A 20,806-nucleotide genomic window follows, 5' to 3' on the forward strand; every position below is an offset into this window, starting at 1 on the left:
GCAAAACTTTTGAAAAACGCACCGCACTTTTTAGATTTTAAACGAATTAATGTGTGCTCGTGCTGGTTGTTGTTCTATTGGCACGTTTACGATCCGTTTCCGTTAATAATTTTTTACGGATGCGGATAGATTGCGGAGTGATTTCCACCAATTCGTCATCATCAATAAATTCGATGGCTTGTTCAAGGCTGAATTTGATTGGTGTAGTTAACGCAATGGCATCATCTTTACCGGAAGCACGCATATTGGTGAGTTTCTTCCCTTGCAAGCAGTTCACGGTTAAGTCATTAGAACGGCTATGAATACCGATGATTTGACCTTCGTAAACTTCGGTACCGTGATCGATCATCAGTTTGCCACGTTCTTGCAAGCCCCATAACGCATAAGCCAAGGCTTTACCTGTCGCGTTGGAAATTAATACACCATTTTTACGCTGACCGATTTCGCCCGGTTTTACATCGTCATAATGACTAAAACTGGAGTAAAGCAGACCGGTTCCTGATGTCATGGTCATGAATTCATTACGGAAACCGATTAAGCCACGGCTTGGGATCACATATTCTAAACGCGTACGCCCTTTACCGTCCGGCACCATGTCTTTTACTTCACCTTTGCGGATACCTAAGGCTTCCATTACCGCGCCTTGGTGTTGTTCTTCAATGTCGATGGTAACTTGCTCAAACGGCTCTTGTTTGTGTCCGTCAACTTGTTTGAAGATAACTTTTGGGCGGGATACGGCTAATTCGTAGCCTTCGCGACGCATATTTTCGATTAACACGGATAAATGCAATTCACCACGACCGGAAACACGGAATTCATCCGGGTTTGGGGTTTCTTCTACGCGCAATGCGACGTTATGCACAAGCTCTTTGTTTAAGCGCTCTAAAATCTGACGAGATGTCACATATTTACCTTCTTTACCGCAGAATGGTGAGGTGTTTACGCAGAAGAACATGGTCACAGTAGGCTCATCAACGCTTAATGCCGGTAAGGCTTCCACGTTATTGATATCGCAAATGGTATCGGAAATATTGAGTTCACCAAGACCGGTAATCGCCACGATATCGCCTGCGCTGGCAATGTCTTCTTCATAGCGTTGTAATCCAAGGTGGCCTAATACTTGTCCGATTTTACCGGTGCGGGTTTTACCGAAACTGTCGATGATTGTCACACTTTGGTTTGGTTTTACTGTACCACGTTTAATACGACCAATACCGATAACGCCCACATAATTGTTGTAGTCAAGTTGGGAGATTTGCATTTGGAACGGTGCATCAAGTTCCACTTTTGGAGGTTCAACATGTTCAACAATGGCTTCAAATAACGGGGTCATGTCGGCGGCTAAATCTTCGTGATCTAGACCAGCTACGCCATTTAAGGCGGACGCGTAAATAATCGGGAAATCTAACTGTTCATCGGTAGCACCAAGATTAACGAATAAATCGAACACTTGATCGACCACCCAATCAGGGCGTGCACCGGGGCGGTCAACTTTGTTAATGACCACGATTGGTTTTAAGCCATGAGCAAAGGCTTTTTGCGTCACAAAACGGGTTTGTGGCATTGGACCGTCAAAGGCATCCACCACCAATAATACGGAATCCACCATGGAGAGTACGCGTTCAACTTCACCACCGAAGTCTGCGTGTCCCGGAGTATCCACAATATTAATGCGGTAGCCGTTCCAATTAATGGCGGTATTTTTCGCTAAAATAGTAATGCCGCGCTCTTTTTCTAAATCGTTGGAATCCATCACGCGCTCATCGGTATCACCGCTACGAGAGGCTTCCAATGTGCCGGATTGTTGTAATAATTTATCCACTAAAGTTGTTTTGCCGTGGTCAACGTGGGCAATGATTGCGATATTGCGCAATTTGTTAATGTCTATTTGATCTGTCATTGAGAATTCTTAAGCCTAAGCTAATAATAAAAAATAGGTAATTTTCTGACTGCACTTTTACTGCCAAAAATGCGAAAGGCGCAGATTATACAACTTTTTATGAGAGGCTGCTATGCGTAAATAGGAGAAAATTTACACAATAAAAGACGTGACTTTATGAAAAATAAAAAAGGGATTTAATGAAGAAAATTCAACTGAATGTATGAAATACTTTTATGAAATTGAGGCAGAATATGCTATTTTTATGCGCATTCTTTTTCCCTTTTTATCTTAATTAACCCACGTCTTAGAGGATTTACTAGTATGTCTAACGCGATTGACAATGTGTTTAAACTCATTGAAGAAAATGACATCAAATTTGTGTTGCTTCGTTTTACCGATATTCAAGGCAAAGAACATGGTGTTTCTTTGCCTGTGAATTTGGTTGACGAGGATTTATTTGAAGACGGCAAAATGTTTGACGGCTCTTCTGTGGAAGGTTGGAAGGCCATCAATAAAGCAGATATGCTTTTAATGCCGATTGCCGAAACAGCCGTTGTCGATCCGTTTGCACAGATTCCAACTTTATCCCTCCGTTGTAGCATTTTTGAACCGACCACCATGCAAAGCTATGATCGTGACCCGCGTTCAATCGCACTTCGCGCGGAAAATTATATGCGTTCCACCGGTGTGGCAGATCACGTCTTTTTCGGGCCGGAACCGGAATTTTTCCTCTTTGATGATGTGCGTTTTGACGTGTCAATGAACGGCAATGCTTACCACGTGGATGATGTTGAAGCCGCATGGAACACCAACAAGTGTTATGAAAACGGCAACAATGCCTATCGTCCGCTGAAAAAAGGCGGCTATTGCGCGGTGGCACCGATTGATACGGCACATGATATTCGTTCCGAGATGTGTTTGTTAATGGAAGAAATGGGCTTGGTGATTGAAGCGCACCATCATGAAGTCGCCACGGCCGGTCAAAATGAAATTGCGACCAAGTTCAATACGTTAACGTTGAAAGCGGATGAAACTCAAATTTATAAATACATCGTACGTAATGTGGCAAAGGAATATGGTAAAACCGCCTGTTTCATGCCGAAACCGATTACCGGTGATAATGGTTCTGGCATGCACTGTAATATGTCCTTGAGCAAAGACGGCAAAAATATTTTCCAAGGGGATAAATATGCAGGCCTTTCAGAGACCGCACTTTATTACATCGGCGGTATCATCAAACACGCAAAAGCGTTAAATGCCTTTACCAACCCAAGCACCAACTCTTATAAACGTTTGGTGCCGGGCTTTGAAGCGCCGGTGTTATTGGCGTATTCCGCAAGCAATCGTTCGGCGTCCATTCGTATTCCGGCTGTGACTAGTCCGAAAGCCATTCGTGTGGAAGCTCGCTTCCCAGATCCGTTGGCTAACCCGTATTTAGCGTTTGCCGCATTATTAATGGCGGGCTTAGATGGCGTAGTGAACAAAATTCATCCGGGCGATGCCATGGACAAAAACCTCTATGATTTGCCACCGGAAGAATTAAAAGATATTCCTGCTGTCGCAAGTTCATTAGAAGAAGCATTAAACGCCTTAGAAAAAGATTTTGAATTCTTAACACAAGGCAATGTTTTCACAAAAGATTTCATTCAAGCCTTCATTGGCATAAAACGCAAGGAAGTTGAACGTTTGAACATGACGCCACATCCGGTAGAATTTGAAATGTATTACTAATAGCGTAAAAAATAAAGGCGGTTTGATACCGCCTTTATTTTTGCTTAAAAGTGCGGTTAGAAAAACAAATGAATTTTTAACCGCACTTAGAGACTTTAGCATTCCATGCCTAAGCGTTTACGCATTTTTGTATTCAATACTTCTACAAAGATAGAAAAGCCCATAGCGAAGTAAATATAAGCTTTCGGTACATGGAAACCGAAACTTTCGATAATTAACGTAATACCGATCAGAATCAAAAAGGCGAGAGCCAGAATTTTGAAGGTCGGGTGGCTTTCGACAAACTCACCGATTGGTTTCGCGGCAAACATCATCATACCCACGGCAATAATAATGGCGCTGACCATAATGCCAATTTGATTGACCATGCCCACGGCGGTAATGACCGAATCCAGTGAGAACACGATATCAAGCAAGGCAATTTGAATTAACACACCGATAAAACTCACTTTTTTGCTGATTTCATGGTGTTCTTCTTCCGTGTGCGGTGTCATCGCTTCACGAATTTCATTAGTACTTTTAACGATTAAGAACAAACCGCCGAAAAATAGAATTAAATCTCGTCCCGAAACACCTTTACCAAAGAGCTCAAACAGAGGCTCTGTCAGGTGCATCATCCAAGAAAGGGTCAATAGGAGTAAAATTCGAGTGCCCATGGCAAGGCTTAAGCCGATAATACGCCCCGGTTGACGTTGTTTTTCCGGTAATTTGGCAACTAGAATGCTGATCAAAATAATATTGTCGATACCCAACACAATTTCCAGTGCGGTAAGGGTAAATAAGGCGACTAACGCCTCAGGGCTGAATAACCATTCAAACATAATGCTTCCTTAAAGTATAAATGGGTGCGCGATCATATAGCGTTGACGATGAAATGAAAAGAGGCTAAGTGTGTTGCTGTACAAATTGTTGCAGAATTTCGTGGGTAAATGCTTTACGCAAATAAAAGCCCAGTGGAAGCGTATCGATAATTTCGCCATGTTTGCCGATACCTTTGGTTAACGACTTACTGTTAGCGCCTTTGGGACGAAGTTGCAAGACTTCGCCTAAACGCGCATTAATTTTATCCAGTTGACCTAACACGATGTAATCCATGAGTTCTTCCCAGTCTCGTTGTAGTTGGCGTTCTTGGTGTTCGCTAGGTTGCCAGAGAATAGGCGTACCGATGTGTCGTTCTGCCAAGGGAATAGAACGGCTTCCTTCTATGGGAATCCAAAGCACGCAGGACAACTTATGGCGCACATGGGAATTTTGCCAATTCACACCGCGATTTTGAGTGAGCGGTGCAAGGCTCACGAACGTGGTTTCCAAAGGGTAGCCTTGCGCGTTAATGGGGATTGTTTTTAATTCAATCCCCAAATGGCGAAAGTCCTGTTCGGCTTTGCTGCCTGCCGTCGCGCCTAACGCTGTTTCGAGTAACATTCCTACCCAGCCTTTATCGCGTTTTAAATCTGGTGGCACAGGAATGCCGAGTTGTGTCGCTAATTCGCCAAAACTGAGTCCGGCAATGGCTTGCGCGCGTGAAAGAAGTTCTTCAGTCGTTTTTGGGATCATTGGTGATATTTCTTAAAAAAACGAGGTTTAACGGTTTCTTTTCCTTTATCAATATAAGGGATATTTTCCAGCTGGAGCAGAAAACGTTTAGCGACTAAGCCACCACCAAATCCGGTCAGCGTTCCGTCTTTGCCTAAAATTCGATGACAAGGAATGATAATACTGATCGGGTTGCTCCCGACGGCGCCGCCTACCGCACGCACGGCATTGGGGTTGTCAATGCGTTTGGCCAACTCGCCATAACTTGTCGTTTCGCCATGGCCGATTTGGCGTAGAGCTTGCCAAATGCGTTGCTGAAATGGTGTGCCTTGCGGTGCTAGCGGAATGTCATCAAAACGTTCCGGTTCCCCGTTAAAATAGCGAGCCAGCGCCTCGCAAACTTGTGCAAATAAAGGCAGCTCGTTGTTTTCCTGCCATTTGGGATTCGGTGCAAATTGTTCCAGTTCACAATCTAAATGTGTCAAACACTTGCCATCGGAAAGCATCAGCAATTTGCCGATAGGCGAGGGGTAATAACGGTAAAAAAGTGCGGTCATATTTTTCTCTGTTTTACAAAAATAAAAGCGTACCGAAGTACGCTGATATTATGCGGAATTTTTATGCCGATTAGAAACGGTAATTAAGATTTAAACCGTAAAGGTTGGCAGAGGCTTTTGTGGTGTAATCGGCTTCAACAACGAGCAAGCCTTTAATATTTTGTGTTTCAACAAAGTGTTTTTTCTTGCCACGTAAATGAGAAAAACCTACATCAACAGATAAATCCGGTGTGAATTTATAGGTTGCACCTAAGCTATACCACATACGATCTGTGTCAGGAATTGACGCAGATAAATGTTTTTTGCTTGCTGCTTGATCGTATGCTAAACCGGCACGTAAAGTGAGCGCATCACTGAAGTTATAGGTTGTACCAACAGCAAAGCGAGAATTGTTTTTGTATTCTTCTTTCTTCGCAAAAGCTTCATAGCCGGAGCCATCTTGATATGTACCACGTAATTCTTTGAAACGGTTCCATTCCGTATATTTATAGCTATAGTGAACCGCCCAGTGATCGGTTAGTTGATGGAAACCGGAGAATTCCCAGTAGGCGGGTAATTTTAAGGTTAAGCTACCTTCAGCGACATAAGGCGTTAATGCACCTTGATGTTGTTGTAAGCTAAGTGCATTGCGATCGGTAAAGTCAATATCGATTTTGGAGTGATAAGCTAAACCAAGGCGGTTATCTTGGTTAAATTCATACACTAAACCGGCATTCCAACCAAATCCCCAAGCATTATCTTTTAAATGTACGAGGGCGTCCTGTTTATCTAAGCTTTTTAAGTTATTGATGGTTTTTTGGGCTAAAGCATCGGCTACTGCTTGTGAAACATTTGGATTTTTAGCTTGAATTGCGCCACTTAATCGGCTTCTTACATTGCTTTCGCCCATGACTGCGAGCATATTTTTAACACCGGTAATGGCAATCCCTGCAGTACGTTCAACTTCAGCTTTGGCATAAACACCATTAATTCCTAGACCGGCAGTTAAATTATCGGTGATTTTGTATGAACCGCTTAGGTTTAAGTTAATTGTTGTTAAATCGGTTACGCCACCGAAAATGCCGGCATCGTAGTCACGAGAGTATTCACTTTTTAAACCAAAGTTAACATTCATTCCCGCGCCTAAAGCAAATTTGTCATTTATTGGAGAAACAAAATACATATTAGGGATAAAGGCGCCTGGAACAACGCTATTTGCATTTGCGTTTCCGGTTGCAAGCTTTAATCCGCTTGCGGTGGTAGCCGTTACCGGACCATACATATGAATGCGTGAGTCTACATAAACACCGCCTGCAGAAAATTCTTTTTGTTTGAAGAGACTCATTAATGCCGGGTTAGTGGCGACTACAGAGGCGTTATCTGCCATTGCCGCTTCACCTGCGTAAGCGCGACCTAAACCGGATGTGGAGACCTCTGATAATTGGAATGCTGCAGCGGATGCACCTGTTGCCGCACTGAAAAGAAGTGTAGAGAGGAGTGTTTTTGTCAATTTGCTCGTTGTCATTTTATTCCCTTTTTTACGCTCGCCCGAAGGTGACGTCTGGTCAATGTTTATTGGTTGTTATTTAAAAGCTGGTCATTCTAAAAAAGGCAGGGAGAGGGAGCAACGTTCTTTTCGATTTTTATAAAGTGTTCAGACCAGTCAAACTAGAAAAGTGCGGTCAAATTTTGTGTTGTATTTTAATAATTGCTAAACTAGTTGAAAATATCAACTGATTTTATAAAGGAGAGAATATGAGTTCATTAAAATGGCAAGCTGAAGAAGCTAAAGTATGTTGCTGTGTTGATGTCGGCACCGTCATTGATGGTTCTGATTGTACTATTGATTTTGAACAGGTGTATGCCACGGAAGATCAGGCAAAAGAAGCATTAGCCTATTTGACTGAAAAAGCACGCGCGGCAGAAAGTGAGCCTTGTACCATTCGCAGCGAAATAAGTGCGGTGGAAAATGGCGTTAAATTGAAAGCCACCTTTGAATTTTGCTGCCAAGCAGAATCGATGATTTTCCAACTTTCTACTCGATAATTTATCGTGTAAAAAAGAAAGGCTTAAGTTTGAAGACTTAAGCCTTTCTTTTTTTAGGTTCTGAAATTATGCTTCTTCACTTTCTTCTGAGAAACGCTCAATTCGCGCGCCTAAGCCACGCAGTTTTTCCTCAATACGCTCATAACCACGATCGATGTGATAGATACGATCGACGATAGTTTCACCTGTGGCAATACATCCCGCAAGGACAAGGCTAATGGAGGCGCGTAAATCGGTTGCCATGACTTCAGCACCGGACAAGTGAGCAACACCGTGGCAAATCGCCGTATTCCCTTCAATTTCAGCTTTTCCTCCCATACGAATCAATTCTGGAATGTGCATGAAACGATTTTCAAAAATAGTTTCAGTGATGATACTCGTGCCGTTTGCCACCATGTTCAATAAGGTGAACTGCGCTTGCATATCCGTTGGGAAACCAGGATAAGGTGCGGTGCGAATATTGACTGCTTTTGGACGGTTTCCAAGCATATCTAGAGTGATTGTATCTTCAGTGACATCAATTTGGGCACCGGCTTCACGTAATTTATCGATCACAGCATCTAAGGTGTTGGCTTTAGTGTTTTTACAAACGATACGTCCACCAGAAATTGCTGCAGCGACTAAAAATGTTCCGGTTTCAATACGATCCGGCACAACGCTGTGCTCACAACCGGTTAAGCGTTCTACACCTTCGATAGTAATAGCGTCTGAACCTGCACCGCTAATTTTTGCCCCCATCTTATTTAGGAATTCTGCCGTATCGGCAATTTCCGGTTCACGTGCAGCATTTTCAATAACGGTTGTTCCTTTAGCTAAGGTCGCGGCAATCATGATGGAAAGGGTGGCGCCTACGCTGACTTTTTCCATCACGATACGAGTCCCGATTAGACGGCTATCGACATAGGCTTTTACATAGCCGTCTTCAAGTACAATTTTGGCGCCAAGACGTTCCAAGCCACTGATATGCAAATCTACCGGACGAGCACCAATGGAACAGCCACCCGGCAAAGACACTTGGCCTTGATTGAAACGTGCAACTAATGGCGCTAACGCCCAAATTGAGGCACGCATGGTTTTTACCAATTCGTATGGCGCAATGAAATGATTGATTTTGGAAGCATCTAAACGTACGACACCTTGTGCGCTACGCTCAATCTCAACACCTAATTGGCGTAAGATTTTTAGTGTTGTTTCAATGTCTTTAAGATCCGGTACATTGGTTAATGTAACAGGTTCGGTAGCCAGAATTGCAGCAAAAAGAATAGGTAATGCGGCATTTTTAGCACCTGAAATATCAACGGTGCCTTTCAAACATGATTGTCCATAAACACGAAATTTTTGCATGAGAATATCCTGTGGAAATTAGGCAGGTTGGTTAAGTAAGCGTTCGCGTTTCCATTTTTCAACGGTATAAGTGCGGATAGAAAGCGCGTGAATTTCATTACTGGAAATGTGCTCTAAAAGCGGAGCATAAATCATTTGCTGTTGTTTGACTTTGGAGAGCCCTGCAAATTGATCACTGACAGCAATGACACCATAATGTGCGTTTTCACCTTGCACATAGACTTCGTCAAGATTAAGCGCTTCTTTTAAAATTCTTTCGATTTCTTGAGTTTCCATTAAATATTTCCATCTTGTGGGATAAATTGAGCAAGCCAATCGGATAGGCCGAAAAGATCTGCCAATGTCAGTAATTCTGAAGGTGGGTACTGTAAAACTTGTACACGACCTTTAAGCAATCGGGTTTGGTTGTGTTGTAAAAAGTCACACAATACAGCAAAACCAGCAGAATCTATGCGAGTAACCTGGCTTAAGTCCCAATAGATATTTTGTTCTGCCGATGGTTTTCCCAATAAAAAAGAAGCACGTTGCTGCCATAGTGGCAACAACGTGTTACGAGATAACTCTCCTGATAATTGGAGCGTCATTCTATCATTATTTACTTGCGATGCCCAACGTAAACTTTGTGTCTGTTGCATGGCTTATTTGCTCAGTGTAATTGGCGTATCAGCAGCTTTTTGGAGTTGTGCACTGAGAGCATCCAATCCTTGTTTGCGAATGATCGGGCTCCATTCTTGTTGCTTGGTATTTACCATGCTCGCACCGCCTGCGGTCATGTCATACACCTGCCATTGTCCTGTTTTACTGTTTTTATACCAATAGAAATCGACATTTAACGGTGGTTGATTATTCGGCTGTGCCACTTTGACATTCACAATCGCAAGGCTACCGGATTCTTCTTTCATTTTGCCGATTTGGATACTTTGATCGCTATACATGGTTAATACTTGGGCATAAACCTGTTCAATGTATTTGTCCAATACAGCGAAATAACGATCTCGTTGTTCTTGCGTAACGGTTTGATAGTTTTGTCCCAAAATTTTAGAGCCGGCATATTTCACATGAACGTAAGGCATTAAATCTTGACGCACGATAGTTTTTAAATAGTTTGGATCTTGTTTAATTTTGTGTTGACTGCTTTTGATGTCATTAAACAACTTATTGGATACTTTCTGCGTTAAATCATAGGGCGTATCTTCAGCCATGGCTTGTTGTACAGCAAAAAGTGCGGTGAAAATAACTAATGTTTTTGCTAACCAGTATTTTACATTTTTCAACATTGAGAGTTTCTCCTATCACGTTATTTATTCGTCGCTTCCGAGGTTTCGGTAGCTTCTTTTTTCTCTTTATCGCCATATAAGAATTGACCAATCAAATCTTCTAATACCATGGCAGACTTCGTATCGATGATTTTATCGCCGTCTTTCAACATTGCAATTTCGCCATCATCAAAGCCAATGCTGAGGGCAATATATTGCTCACCCAATAAACCGGCTGTTTTAATGGATAACGAGCTGGTTTCTGGGATCTTATTGTATTCTTGGTTGATAGCAATAGTTACTTTGGGCAAATAGCTTTGCGGATCCAATTCAATTTCGGAGACACGCCCCACAACAACACCACCTACTTTAAGTGGTGCGCGGACTTTAAGACCACCGATATTATCAAAAGTCGCATATACACGATACGATTTGGTTTCGCTGAAGCCTTGCACATTAGCTACTTTTAACCCTAAAAAAATCAGTGAGCCAATACCAAGCAGTAAAAATAAACCCACCCAAAATTCATATTTAATAGTTTGTCGCATAAGATTTCCTTACAAACAGAGATTAATTTGCGCCGAACATAATGGCGGTCAGCACAAAGTCTAAACCGAGGACGACTAATGAAGCATGCACTACCGTTCTGGTCGTAGCTTTGCTGATGCCTTCGGAGGTTGGAATACAATCGTAGCCGTTAAATAACGCAATCCAAACGACCGCGATGGCGAAAAATATACTTTTAATCGTGCCGTTTAAAATATCATGACTCCACGTCACTGAACTTTGCATCACGGACCAGAAACTGCCGGCATCCACGCCTTTCCAATCGACACCGACTAAAGAACCGCCCCAAATACCGATGGCGATAAAAATGATAGAAAGAATCGGCATGGCAATAATTCCTGCCCAAAAACGTGGCGCAATGACGCGACGTAACGGATCAACTGCCATCATTTCCAAGCTGGATAATTGTTCCGTGGCTTTCATTAAACCAATTTCAGCAGTTAATGCAGAGCCTGCGCGCCCGGCGAATAAAAGTGCGGTCACAACCGGGCCTAATTCTCGAAGCAAGGATAAGGCGACCAATTGCCCTAAACTGGTTTCCGCTGAGAAATCCACCAAAACCACATACCCTTGTAAACCAAGCACCATGCCGATAAATAAACCGGAAAGCATGATGATTAATAAAGACTGTACACCAAGTACATGTAATTGTTTGATAAACAAAGGAAAATGTTTTCGGATTTGCGGTTTTCCAATTAATGCGCCAAACAGTAAAAAACCGGCACGTCCAAGGGCTCGTCCAAAATCAATGGCGTGACGGCCAAGCGTTGAAATCAAATTTCCTAACATTCGAATAGCTCCTCAAGGTAATTCGGTGCCGGATAATGAAAATGCACAGGACCATCAGCATGCCCTTGCAGGAATTGGGTGACTTGAGGATCTTGGCTTGCCAGTAATTGAGCAGATGTCCCTTCAGCAATCACATGTTTATCCGCAATGATGTAGGCGTAATCGGCAATGCTTAAAAGTTCCTGCACATCATGAGAAACGACGATGGAGGTAAGGTTTAAAGCCTCATTCAAGCGTTTGATTAAACTAATAATGACGCCCATGCTAATTGGGTCTTGTCCGGTGAACGGTTCATCGAACATGATTAAATCGGGATCTAATGCAATCGCGCGGGCAAGCGCGGCTCGTCGAGCCATCCCTCCGGAAAGTTCGGACGGCATTAAATCGGCAGCCCCACGTAATCCCACCGCTTCTAATTTCATTAATACCATTTGACGAATTAATGAGGGCGGTAGATTCGTGTGTTCGCGAATGGCGAAGGCTACATTATCGAAGGTGGAAATATCGGTAAATAACGCACCGGATTGGAATAGCATGCCCATGCGTTTACGCACTTCATAAAGTTCGCTGTTAGACAGTTTGCAAATATCTTGCCCGTCAAACAGGATTTCACCTTCATCAGGGATGAGTTGTCCACCAATCAGTTTTAATAACGTGGTTTTACCAATGCCGGAAGGGCCCATAATGGCTGTGATTTTACCGCGTGGTACACGCAAGTTGAGATCGCGATAAATCACACGTTCGCCACGTTTAAACGTCAGGTGTTTAACTTCGATTAAAGCGTCGTTCATAAAACCTTAATTATGAGAAGGCTTGAGCGCCTTGAGTGAATAAAAAATGAGTTGCGATAGTCTATGAAATCCACGTGAATGTCAAATAGAATTACGCACTCTTTATGCCCGGCCTTGGACTTCTTTTTGGCGAAAATGTTCCCATTAAAACGTGCTGAAATCTGACCGCACTTTTAGATTTTTTCAATAAAGTTGTGCTATTATTGCGCCCTATTATTAATTGTTATGGCTTAAAATAGAGTTATGAATATTCGTTGGAATATTGCGTTGGCGGTAATCGCATTGGGATTATTAGCTTGGTTTTATAGCTTGAATCAAGAAGATGACGGGCTGAATGCGCTTGTTAAGACCGCAGACGCACCGGAATATGTCGGGCAGAAAATGAATACGGTGGTATATGCACCGACTGGCAAAAAACAGTATTTGGCCACATCCGATAAAGTAGAGTATTACACCTCGGATGGGCATACGAATTTTATGAATCCAAAAGTGCGTTTATTGGATCTTGAAATTCAGCGTGCCGGCACGGAGAGTGCTGACACGGAAAGTTGGGCGTTAAGTGCGAATAAAGCCACTTTAACGAAGAACAACATGTTATATTTGGAAGGTAATGTCGTAGCACAAAGCCTTTCTGCACAATCTCGTTTACAACGTATTGAAACCGAAAGTGCGGTAGTAAATTTAACTACGCAAGATATTACTTCCGATAACATGGTGAAATTAAACGGACAGGACTTTAGTTCAACAGGTTTAAAATTGACAGGCAACTTACAACAACAAGTGGCCACTTTAAAAGAACAGGTAAAAACACATTATGAAATTAATAAGCAGTAAAATTGTGCTTGCTTCTACATTGGTTTTTATGTCTTTTTCCGCCTTGGCGTTAAAAGAAGATACCAATCAACCGATTAACATCGTGTCCGATAATCAATCTTTGGATATGAATAATCGTGTCGTTACTTTCACGGATAACGTGGTGATTACACAGGGTTCCATTGTTGTCAATGCAAGCAAAGTGGTTATTACCCGTCCGGAAGAGAATTCTAAACAAAAAGATAAAGTGGAAGCGTTTGGCAATCCGGTGACCTTTCATCAAATTATGGATGACGGCAAACCGGTTGATGGTAAAGCCAATAAAGTGGTTTATGACCTCGGTACCGAATTTTTAACATTGACCGGTGATGCAGAATTAAAACAATTGGATAGCAAAATTAACGGTAGTGTTATTACCTATGATGTAGCTAATCAGCAACTGAAAGCAAATGCGAATTCCGGTGCACGTGTAAAAACGGTATTGATTCCCACCCAATTAAATCGTGTCAATGGCAAATAGGACAAAAAATGGCGATTCTGTACGCTGAAAATTTAGCGAAAAGCTATAAAAACCGCCAAGTGGTTTCTGATGTCAGTTTAACGGTACATTCAGGTGAAATCGTTGGCTTATTAGGCCCGAATGGTGCCGGTAAAACCACTACCTTCTATATGGTGGTGGGATTAGTGAATCATGATCAAGGTAAGATTCGCATCGATGATGAGGATATTAGTTTGTTGCCGATGCATAACCGTGCGCAAAAAGGCGTTGGTTACTTGCCGCAAGAGGCCTCTATTTTTCGCCGTTTAAGTGTGTATGAAAATTTGATGGCGGTATTGGAAATACGTAAAGATTTGACCGCACTTCAACGCCAAGAAAAAGCAGATGAGCTGATTGAAGAATTTAACATCGGACATATTCGCGATAGTTTGGGGCAATCTTTATCCGGTGGTGAACGTCGCCGCGTAGAAATCGCGCGTGCTTTAGCCGCCAACCCAAAATTCATTTTGTTGGATGAGCCTTTTGCCGGCGTCGATCCAATTTCCGTGATTGATATTAAGAAAATTATTAAAGATTTACGCGATCGTGGTCTTGGTGTGTTAATTACCGACCATAACGTACGTGAAACCTTAGATGTGTGCGAGCGGGCTTACATTGTAAGTTCAGGCAAGATGATTGCAACCGGTACACCTACTGAAATTATGAATAACAAATTGGTTAAAGACGTTTATTTAGGCGCCGATTTCCAGCTGTAACCTATGAAATTTACTGAGTTATTAACGCCGGAAACCATTCGTCAAGGAATGATTTCTTCCAGCAAAAAACGGGTTTTTGAGTCCATTGCGCGTATCGTAGAAGAACAATTACACATGGAAAATGGCGAGCAATGCTGCTTTGATTGTTTGTTTGCTCGTGAGAAATTAGGTAATTCCGGTTTAGGTGGTGGTGTTGCAATGCCAAAAGGGCGCCTACCTAATAATGGCAAACCCATAGGTGTATTTATTCAATTAGAAAGCCCTATTGATTATGAAGCCTCAGATAAACGTGAAGTTGATTTAATTTTCGCAGTATTGATCCCGGAAAATATGTGCGGTGATTACGTTCAGTATTTGCCAACATTGGCTGAGAATTTAGTGGACAAATCTTTGTGTAAACAACTGAGGGCGGCAAAAAGTGCTGATGAAATTTGGGGCGTTTTTTCACATTATGATCAATGTGAGGCGGAAGAAATAGAGGTTGATGAGGAAGATTTTACTTCATTAGCACCGGAATCCGGTTCTGAAGAATAAAGAAAGGGGAATTATGGAAATTATCATTATTAGCGGTCGTTCCGGTGGTGGAAAATCCGTTGCATTAAGAGCTTTAGAAGACATGGGGTACTATTGTGTAGATAATTTGCCATTAGATTTGGTCCCGCAATTAATCAATATTCTTTCTGTTAATCAACACGCTGTTGCGATTAGTTTGGATATTCGTAATTTGCCAACGTCACCGGCGGTATTGGAAAAGACGATTGCGCATATTCAACAAGAACATAACGTTAAAATCATCTTCTTGGATGCTGATAAAACGACGTTGGTTCGACGTTATAGCGATTCTCGCCGTTTGCACCCCTTATCCACGCACGATCTTTCTCTGGAAGCCGCTATCGATGAAGAAAGTAAACATCTTGATCCACTGATTCAACAGGCAAATATCATCATTGATACAGGATCATTGTCCACACATGAATTGGCGGAGCGTTTACGCGAATTTTTGCGCGGGCATTCCGATACGGAATTGAAAATTGTGGTGGAATCCTTTGGTTTTAAATACGGCATTCCGTTGGATGCGGATTATGTTTTTGATGTCCGTTTTTTACCTAATCCCCATTGGAATCATGCACTACGACCAATGACGGGTTTGGATCAGCCAGTGATAGAATTTCTCGAAAAGCATAATGAAGTACATCAATTTATCTATTTAACCCGCTCTTATATTGAAACTTGGTTGCCGATGTTGGAGCAGAATAACCGCAGTTATTTGACTATTGCGATTGGCTGTACCGGTGGTAAACATCGTTCCGTCTATGTTGCCGAACAATTGGGCAAGTATTTCCAAGATAAAGGCAAAAACGTCAGTATTTTGCACCGCTCTTTAGAAAAACATAAAAAGCAATAAATTATTTTTTTTCGATTTGGCTGATTTGGCTGATGATTTCACCATCAGTCAAACGTGTTCTTATTTGCTCCCCAATCTTGACCTCATTAATCGATTTAATCGTGCCATACTTGGCGTTTTGCGTGATGGAGTAACCGCGCGCCAACACTTTCAATGGACTTAAACTGTCTAATTTTCCACATAAATGAGCTAGCTGCTTTTGCTGAAGTCCCAGCTTCAAATTCATTTCAGAATTTAACCGCACTTTGAGTTGCGCCACTCGCTGTTCGTGCTGTTGTATCCATAGTGGCAACGGATTTTTATATAATCGTGCAGAAAGTGCGGTCAGATTTTCCGCCGTTTTTTGCCAACGATGGTACAAGCTTTGTTGTAAACGATGGCGTAATTGTGTGATGAATTGTTGTTGAATGCGGAGCTGTGATTGCGGATGACGATGCTGTAAACGCAAGGAGAGGTGTTGTAATTGTTGCTTCTTCTCGGCAAAGATTCGATCTAAAGCAATTTCAATCCGTTGCTGACGATATTGTAATTGTTGTATCAATTCTGCTTGGTTGCGACTGACGAGCTCTGCTGCAGCGGAAGGCGTCGGGGCACGTAAATCGGCAACGAAATCAGCGATAGTCACATCAGTTTCATGCCCTACTGCACTGATGATGGGAATGGCGGAATGGAAAATGGCGCGCGCCACTTTTTCTTCGTTGAAACACCATAAATCCTCTAAGGAGCCACCACCGCGTCCAACAATGAGCACATCGACTTCTTGCCGTTGATTAGCAAGTTGAATCATCTGCGTAATTTCAGTTGCCGCATCTTTACCTTGTACCGCCGTTGGATAAATGATGACTTTCAGACTTGGGTCACGACGCTGTAAAATATGTAAGATATCTTGCAGCGCCGCACCGGTTTGAGAGGTAACAATTCCAACCGCCTTGCTAAAGTGCGGTAGGTTTTTTTTTTGATTCTGAGCGAATAATCCTTCTGCTGCGAGCTTTACTTTTAGTGCTTCAAACTGCTGCATAAGTAAGCCATCGCCGGCGAGGTGCATGCTTTCGATAATCAGTTGATAATCACCGCGTGGCTCATACAAACTGACGGAAGCACGCACCAACACTTGCATGCCATTGGTTGGACGAAAGCTCACGCGCAGATTTTTCATGCGGAACATGGCGCAACGCACTTGGGCATTTTCGTCTTTTAAACTCAAGTACCAATGACCGGAAACCGGCTGGGTAAAATTAGAAATTTCCCCGGTAAGCCAAACCTGCCCAAGTTGATTTTCTAACATCAAGCGTACAGATTGGTTCAGCTGACTGACAGAATAAATATTATCGCTCATTCTCTTTCTTGTTTTTTAGTGCTCGTGCAATAGTGCCCAGCCGTCATCCAGCCAGTTACAAATGCTGTCAAAGAGCGCATGAAGAGAAAGCTCTCCGTCTTTTTCAATCAATTGAGTTAAGAAAGCGTAATCAACGTTTTCGCCATCGGCTAATTTTTTCAGTATTTCAGCCTCAGCCTGATTTAACTCATCAAGCCATTCGCCGTTGGCGTAAATACGCAACGGGTTTTCGGTATAAACTAATTTACAGTTGTTATCTTGTTGCAGTTTTCCACCTAGCTCAAAGATTTCGGCGACATCATCAAGATCAGTAAATTCACCAACGTCTAGTAGTTCATAACGTCTTTGACTTACTGTGGTTGCCAAAGCATGTTGGAACAGTTGATCAAATTGTTTGGATTGAGACAGTTGTTGCAAGAATTGGCGTTTTAATTCCTGTACTGTTGCTGTGTCGAGTTTACCGGTATTTTGGACTTCGGGTGTTAAACGGAATGGGATATTCAGCTCACTCACGTCTAGATTTGGGTGACAAAGGTTACGTTCTAAGTTGTCAATTAATTCGCTCGTGTTTGGGTAACGTAAGCCGAAAGAAACAGTTAAGCAATCATCTTGAGCCACACCGTAATGGGAAAGTCGGGAAGGTACATAAAGCACATCTCCCGGCTCCATTACTTCATCTAAAATTAATTCACCCATATCATCAAAAATACGAATAGGTTGATTCGATTTAAATTCAGTTGTTGGTTCGCACCATTTACCTAATTGCCAGCGGCGATGCCCGTAAGCCTGCACAAGGAAAACATCGTATTCATCGTAATGTTTCCCAACGGATCCGCCTTGTGGCGCAAAGGACACCATAATATCATCACGCTGCCATTGTGGAATAAAACCGAATTTATTCCATAAACTACCAAGTTGTGGTGACCATTGTTCCAAGTTTTGGACTAAAACAGACCATTTTTCCGGCATGTTTGTAAAGTCTTCTTCGGATAAAGGACTGGTGAACAATTCCCAATTATCTTCGCTATGTTGCTTGATTAAACGAGCGACAACTTCTTCTGTTTGGGCAAGTTCTAAAATGTCATCAGGTTCTAATTGACCTACAATTTCTGGCAATCCGCCACGAATTAAAAGTGGTTTTTTTTGCCAGTAATCACGTAAGAAAATTTCTGGGGTAATATTTTTGGGTAAGCAGAATTTGCTCATATACATTCCTTCTTTGTGTTGTGCTATTTTTTCTTGGCCTGTTCTTCTGCACGTTTGCGCCGAATTTCTTTTGGATCAGCTAAAAGCGGACGATAAATTTCAATGCGATCCCCCTCTTTTAATTGATCGTTTAATTTCACAGGTCGGCTAAAAATACCAATTTTATTGGTGCGTAAATCAATGTCATTGAATTGTTGCAAAATACCGGATTGCACAATCGCTGTTTGTACCATCGTACCCTCATCGACGCTAAAGGTTTTTAGGTAATGATGATCGGGGAACGCGTAGGTAATTTGGATATTAATTTTATTAGCCATAAATTTATTTTGCTTGTGGTTTTAAGATATCAATATTATAGGTAAATGGATGAAAATCTGACCAAAATAAAATGTTGCTGATAGAGTTGAAAATTTAAACCCATACGGGAACGTATTTTTTATCCAATGCTGTAGGTTCTCTTTGCTTTATTACAAATTTAAGGGATGGTTAATCCACTGCAGTTTATTGATTTTCCTTCATTGTATTACAGGTTGTAAACTTTTGTCGAATGCCTATGGCACCTATTTTTAATTCACTGCTAAATTTCACCACACTTCAATTTTATGTATGGCTGTTAATATTGTTGAATCAGTAATTTGAGAATATATCAATTACCTATAACTCAATAAATTTCTTGCATTATGAATATCTAGAAGAAACTAACAAGAATCATTAGGAAAAATTGGCATATAAAGAAAGACACTATATTATAGGTAAAATATTAAGAAAAAATGAGAGGATTGAAATGAATTGGATTTGGTTTGCGATAGGCTCCGCATTTTTTGCAGGGTTAACCGCGATTTTAGGAAAGTTAGGTGTTGAAGGATTAAACAGTAATTTAGCCACATTTATTCGTACTGTAGTAATTTTATTTGTTGTAATAGCAATTATTTCAATACGAAATGAATGGCAGTTACCTCAACATATTGCCGCTAAACCAGTAATTTTTCTTGTGTTGTCCGGCATTGCTACCGGGCTTTCTTGGCTTTTATATTATCGAGCTTTACAACTTGCGCCAGCCTCTTGGGTTGCACCTATTGATAAATTAAGCGTGGTAATTGCGATTGTATTAGGGGTGACTCTTTTAGGTGAACCGCTTAGTATTAAATTGCTTGTTGGAGCAGGGCTAATTTTTTCCGGCGTGTTAGTGCTGGCATTGTAAAATACACTGAAAAACGACCGCACTTGAACGTTATTCATAAAAAATAGCTCCCACTGGGGAGCTATTTTTATGTTGAGTGTAAAAAATTAGCCTTTGTAGTTGTGGACGTGCGCAACTAAGTCTAATACTTTGTGTGAATAACCGGTTTCGTTGTCATACCAAGAAACAAGTTTCACGAAGGTGTCGGTTAATGCGATACCTGCAGCAGCGTCAAACACAGAAGTGAGTGAACAACCATTGAAGTCAGTAGAAACTACAGCATCTTCAGTATAGCCTAAAACGCCTTTCATTTCGTTTTCTGAAGCACGTTTTAATTCCGCACAAATTTCTGCGTAAGTTGCCGGTTTTTCAAGGTTAACGGTTAAGTCAACAACAGACACGTTTGGTGTAGGCACACGGAATGCCATACCGGTTAATTTACCGTTTAATGCCGGAATAACTTTACCTACTGCTTTTGCAGCACCGGTAGAAGATGGGATGATGTTTTGGGAAGCACCACGACCACCGCGCCAATCTTTTGCAGATGGACCATCAACGGTTTTTTGTGTTGCTGTGGTTGCGTGAACAGTGGTCATTAAACCGTCTTTGATACCGAATTTATCGTTGATCACTTTGGCTAATGGCGCTAAACAGTTCGTTGTACAAGACGCGTTAGAAACGATGTCTTGACCTTTGTATGCATCAAAGTTTACACCACGTACGAACATTGGCGTGCTGTCTTTAGATGGGCCGGTTAAAACGACTTTTTTCGCACCGGCAGTGATGTGTTTACGAGCCGTTTCATCGGTTAAGAATAAACCGGTTGCTTCAACAGCAACATCAACACCGATAGCGCCCCAGTTAAGATTTGCTGGATCACGTTCAGAAGTCACGCGGATAGTTTTGCCGTTGACCACAAGGTTGCCGTCTTTTACTTCAACAGTGCCATCAAAGCGACCATGAGTTGAATCATATTTTAACATGTAAGCCATGTATTCAACGTCGATCAAGTCGTTGATACCGACCACTTCGATGTCATCACGATGTTGTGCTGCACGGAATACGATACGGCCGATACGACCGAAACCATTGATACCAATTTTAATAGCCATAAGTTTTCACCTTATATTTTTAAGT

General features: G+C 41.9%; 24 protein-coding genes. 8 read left to right on the forward strand and 16 right to left on the reverse strand.

Going from position 1 to position 20,806, the window contains the following annotated elements; all coding sequences use genetic code 11:
* Positions 1–46: 46 nt before the first annotated feature.
* On the reverse strand, positions 47–1,900 hold the full coding sequence (typA, locus tag ACO5E4_RS05395) for a translational GTPase TypA (RefSeq protein ID WP_485862332.1): 1,854 nt from the start codon (positions 1,898–1,900) through the stop codon (positions 47–49).
* Between the two features lie 303 nt (positions 1,901–2,203).
* On the opposite strand from typA, the gene glnA reads away from it, so the two are divergent.
* Positions 2,204–3,613, forward strand: coding sequence for a glutamate--ammonia ligase (gene glnA, locus ACO5E4_RS05400; RefSeq protein WP_485862333.1), 1,410 nt, complete (start codon positions 2,204–2,206; stop codon positions 3,611–3,613).
* A gap of 95 nt (positions 3,614–3,708) precedes the next feature.
* Here glnA and ACO5E4_RS05405 read toward each other — a convergent pair whose 3' ends face one another.
* The 4 genes from ACO5E4_RS05405 to ACO5E4_RS05420 all read right to left on the reverse strand — a co-directional run bounded on the left by ACO5E4_RS05405 (position 3,709) and on the right by ACO5E4_RS05420 (position 7,207).
* The gene (locus ACO5E4_RS05405) at positions 3,709–4,434 is read right to left on the reverse strand and encodes a TerC family protein (protein WP_454905198.1); all 726 of its coding nucleotides are present in this window, start codon (positions 4,432–4,434) and stop codon (positions 3,709–3,711) included.
* Positions 4,435–4,498: 64 nt separating this feature from the next.
* Complete coding sequence (mutH, locus tag ACO5E4_RS05410; RefSeq protein WP_314956247.1) at positions 4,499–5,167, reverse strand: DNA mismatch repair endonuclease MutH; 669 nt, start codon at positions 5,165–5,167, stop codon at positions 4,499–4,501.
* Entirely contained in the window at positions 5,164–5,703 is a 540-nt protein-coding gene (locus ACO5E4_RS05415; protein ID WP_485862334.1) for a methylated-DNA--[protein]-cysteine S-methyltransferase, read from the reverse strand. The genes mutH and ACO5E4_RS05415 overlap by 4 nt, the downstream gene beginning before the upstream one ends.
* 70 nt (positions 5,704–5,773) lie before the next feature.
* Positions 5,774–7,207: an outer membrane protein transport protein gene (locus ACO5E4_RS05420; RefSeq protein WP_485862335.1), complete on the reverse strand. Its 1,434-nt coding sequence runs from the start codon at positions 7,205–7,207 to the stop codon at positions 5,774–5,776.
* 230 nt (positions 7,208–7,437) lie between these two features.
* Between ACO5E4_RS05420 and ACO5E4_RS05425 the strand changes: the two genes are divergently transcribed.
* On the forward strand, positions 7,438–7,728 hold the full coding sequence (locus ACO5E4_RS05425) for a YfcZ/YiiS family protein (RefSeq protein ID WP_485862336.1): 291 nt from the start codon (positions 7,438–7,440) through the stop codon (positions 7,726–7,728).
* A gap of 66 nt (positions 7,729–7,794) precedes the next feature.
* Here ACO5E4_RS05425 and murA read toward each other — a convergent pair whose 3' ends face one another.
* Genes murA through mlaF form a run of 7 tightly spaced genes read right to left on the reverse strand, consistent with a single transcriptional unit; the run spans position 7,795 to position 12,475 of the window.
* Positions 7,795–9,072 (reverse strand): UDP-N-acetylglucosamine 1-carboxyvinyltransferase, encoded by a 1,278-nt coding sequence (gene murA, locus ACO5E4_RS05430; protein WP_485862337.1) that lies wholly within the window; start codon positions 9,070–9,072, stop codon positions 7,795–7,797.
* Positions 9,073–9,090: 18 nt separating this feature from the next.
* The gene (locus ACO5E4_RS05435) at positions 9,091–9,348 is read right to left on the reverse strand and encodes a BolA family protein (protein WP_454905188.1); all 258 of its coding nucleotides are present in this window, start codon (positions 9,346–9,348) and stop codon (positions 9,091–9,093) included.
* Positions 9,348–9,707 (reverse strand): STAS domain-containing protein, encoded by a 360-nt coding sequence (locus tag ACO5E4_RS05440; RefSeq protein ID WP_485862338.1) that lies wholly within the window; start codon positions 9,705–9,707, stop codon positions 9,348–9,350. The genes ACO5E4_RS05435 and ACO5E4_RS05440 overlap by 1 nt, the downstream gene beginning before the upstream one ends.
* A gap of 3 nt (positions 9,708–9,710) precedes the next feature.
* Complete coding sequence (mlaC, locus tag ACO5E4_RS05445; RefSeq protein ID WP_314956230.1) at positions 9,711–10,349, reverse strand: phospholipid-binding protein MlaC; 639 nt, start codon at positions 10,347–10,349, stop codon at positions 9,711–9,713.
* Between the two features lie 20 nt (positions 10,350–10,369).
* On the reverse strand, positions 10,370–10,876 hold the full coding sequence (gene mlaD / locus ACO5E4_RS05450) for an outer membrane lipid asymmetry maintenance protein MlaD (protein WP_485862339.1): 507 nt from the start codon (positions 10,874–10,876) through the stop codon (positions 10,370–10,372).
* Between the two features lie 22 nt (positions 10,877–10,898).
* Complete coding sequence (gene mlaE, locus ACO5E4_RS05455) at positions 10,899–11,684, reverse strand: lipid asymmetry maintenance ABC transporter permease subunit MlaE (RefSeq protein ID WP_314956225.1); 786 nt, start codon at positions 11,682–11,684, stop codon at positions 10,899–10,901.
* Complete coding sequence (gene mlaF / locus ACO5E4_RS05460; RefSeq protein WP_314956222.1) at positions 11,678–12,475, reverse strand: phospholipid ABC transporter ATP-binding protein MlaF; 798 nt, start codon at positions 12,473–12,475, stop codon at positions 11,678–11,680. The genes mlaE and mlaF overlap by 7 nt, the downstream gene beginning before the upstream one ends.
* 243 nt (positions 12,476–12,718) lie before the next feature.
* Between mlaF and lptC the strand changes: the two genes are divergently transcribed.
* The 5 genes from lptC to rapZ are packed head-to-tail and all read left to right on the forward strand — an operon-like array spanning position 12,719 to position 15,947.
* Positions 12,719–13,309 (forward strand): LPS export ABC transporter periplasmic protein LptC, encoded by a 591-nt coding sequence (gene lptC, locus ACO5E4_RS05465; protein WP_485862340.1) that lies wholly within the window; start codon positions 12,719–12,721, stop codon positions 13,307–13,309.
* Positions 13,290–13,808 carry a lipopolysaccharide transport periplasmic protein LptA gene (lptA, locus tag ACO5E4_RS05470; protein ID WP_485862341.1) on the forward strand — a complete coding sequence of 173 codons (519 nt, stop codon included), beginning with the start codon at positions 13,290–13,292 and terminating at the stop codon, positions 13,806–13,808. The genes lptC and lptA overlap by 20 nt, the downstream gene beginning before the upstream one ends.
* Before the next feature lie 8 nt (positions 13,809–13,816).
* Positions 13,817–14,542: an LPS export ABC transporter ATP-binding protein gene (lptB, locus tag ACO5E4_RS05475; RefSeq protein WP_006717267.1), complete on the forward strand. Its 726-nt coding sequence runs from the start codon at positions 13,817–13,819 to the stop codon at positions 14,540–14,542.
* Positions 14,543–14,545: 3 nt separating this feature from the next.
* Positions 14,546–15,076: a PTS IIA-like nitrogen regulatory protein PtsN gene (gene ptsN, locus ACO5E4_RS05480; protein ID WP_454905177.1), complete on the forward strand. Its 531-nt coding sequence runs from the start codon at positions 14,546–14,548 to the stop codon at positions 15,074–15,076.
* 13 nt (positions 15,077–15,089) lie between these two features.
* A complete protein-coding gene (gene rapZ / locus ACO5E4_RS05485) occupies positions 15,090–15,947 on the forward strand; it encodes an RNase adapter RapZ (RefSeq protein WP_485862342.1) in 858 nt (285 codons plus the stop codon).
* A gap of 1 nt (position 15,948) precedes the next feature.
* On the opposite strand, the gene xseA is transcribed toward rapZ, so the two are convergent.
* From xseA to ACO5E4_RS05500, 3 genes are read right to left on the reverse strand one after another with little or no spacing between them, the layout of a single operon-like run.
* Complete coding sequence (gene xseA, locus ACO5E4_RS05490; protein WP_485862343.1) at positions 15,949–17,283, reverse strand: exodeoxyribonuclease VII large subunit; 1,335 nt, start codon at positions 17,281–17,283, stop codon at positions 15,949–15,951.
* Between the two features lie 15 nt (positions 17,284–17,298).
* Positions 17,299–18,489, reverse strand: coding sequence for a ribosomal protein uL16 3-hydroxylase (locus ACO5E4_RS05495; protein WP_485862344.1), 1,191 nt, complete (start codon positions 18,487–18,489; stop codon positions 17,299–17,301).
* Positions 18,490–18,512: 23 nt separating this feature from the next.
* Positions 18,513–18,806, reverse strand: coding sequence for an RnfH family protein (locus ACO5E4_RS05500; RefSeq protein ID WP_006717277.1), 294 nt, complete (start codon positions 18,804–18,806; stop codon positions 18,513–18,515).
* 467 nt (positions 18,807–19,273) lie between these two features.
* Between ACO5E4_RS05500 and ACO5E4_RS05505 the strand changes: the two genes are divergently transcribed.
* On the forward strand, positions 19,274–19,690 hold the full coding sequence (locus tag ACO5E4_RS05505; protein WP_485862350.1) for an EamA family transporter: 417 nt from the start codon (positions 19,274–19,276) through the stop codon (positions 19,688–19,690).
* An 86-nt stretch (positions 19,691–19,776) separates the two neighbouring features.
* On the opposite strand, the gene gap is transcribed toward ACO5E4_RS05505, so the two are convergent.
* Entirely contained in the window at positions 19,777–20,781 is a 1,005-nt protein-coding gene (gap, locus tag ACO5E4_RS05510) for a type I glyceraldehyde-3-phosphate dehydrogenase (protein ID WP_021615630.1), read from the reverse strand.
* Positions 20,782–20,806 lie beyond the last annotated feature (25 nt).

The organism is Aggregatibacter sp. (genome assembly GCF_057314075.1).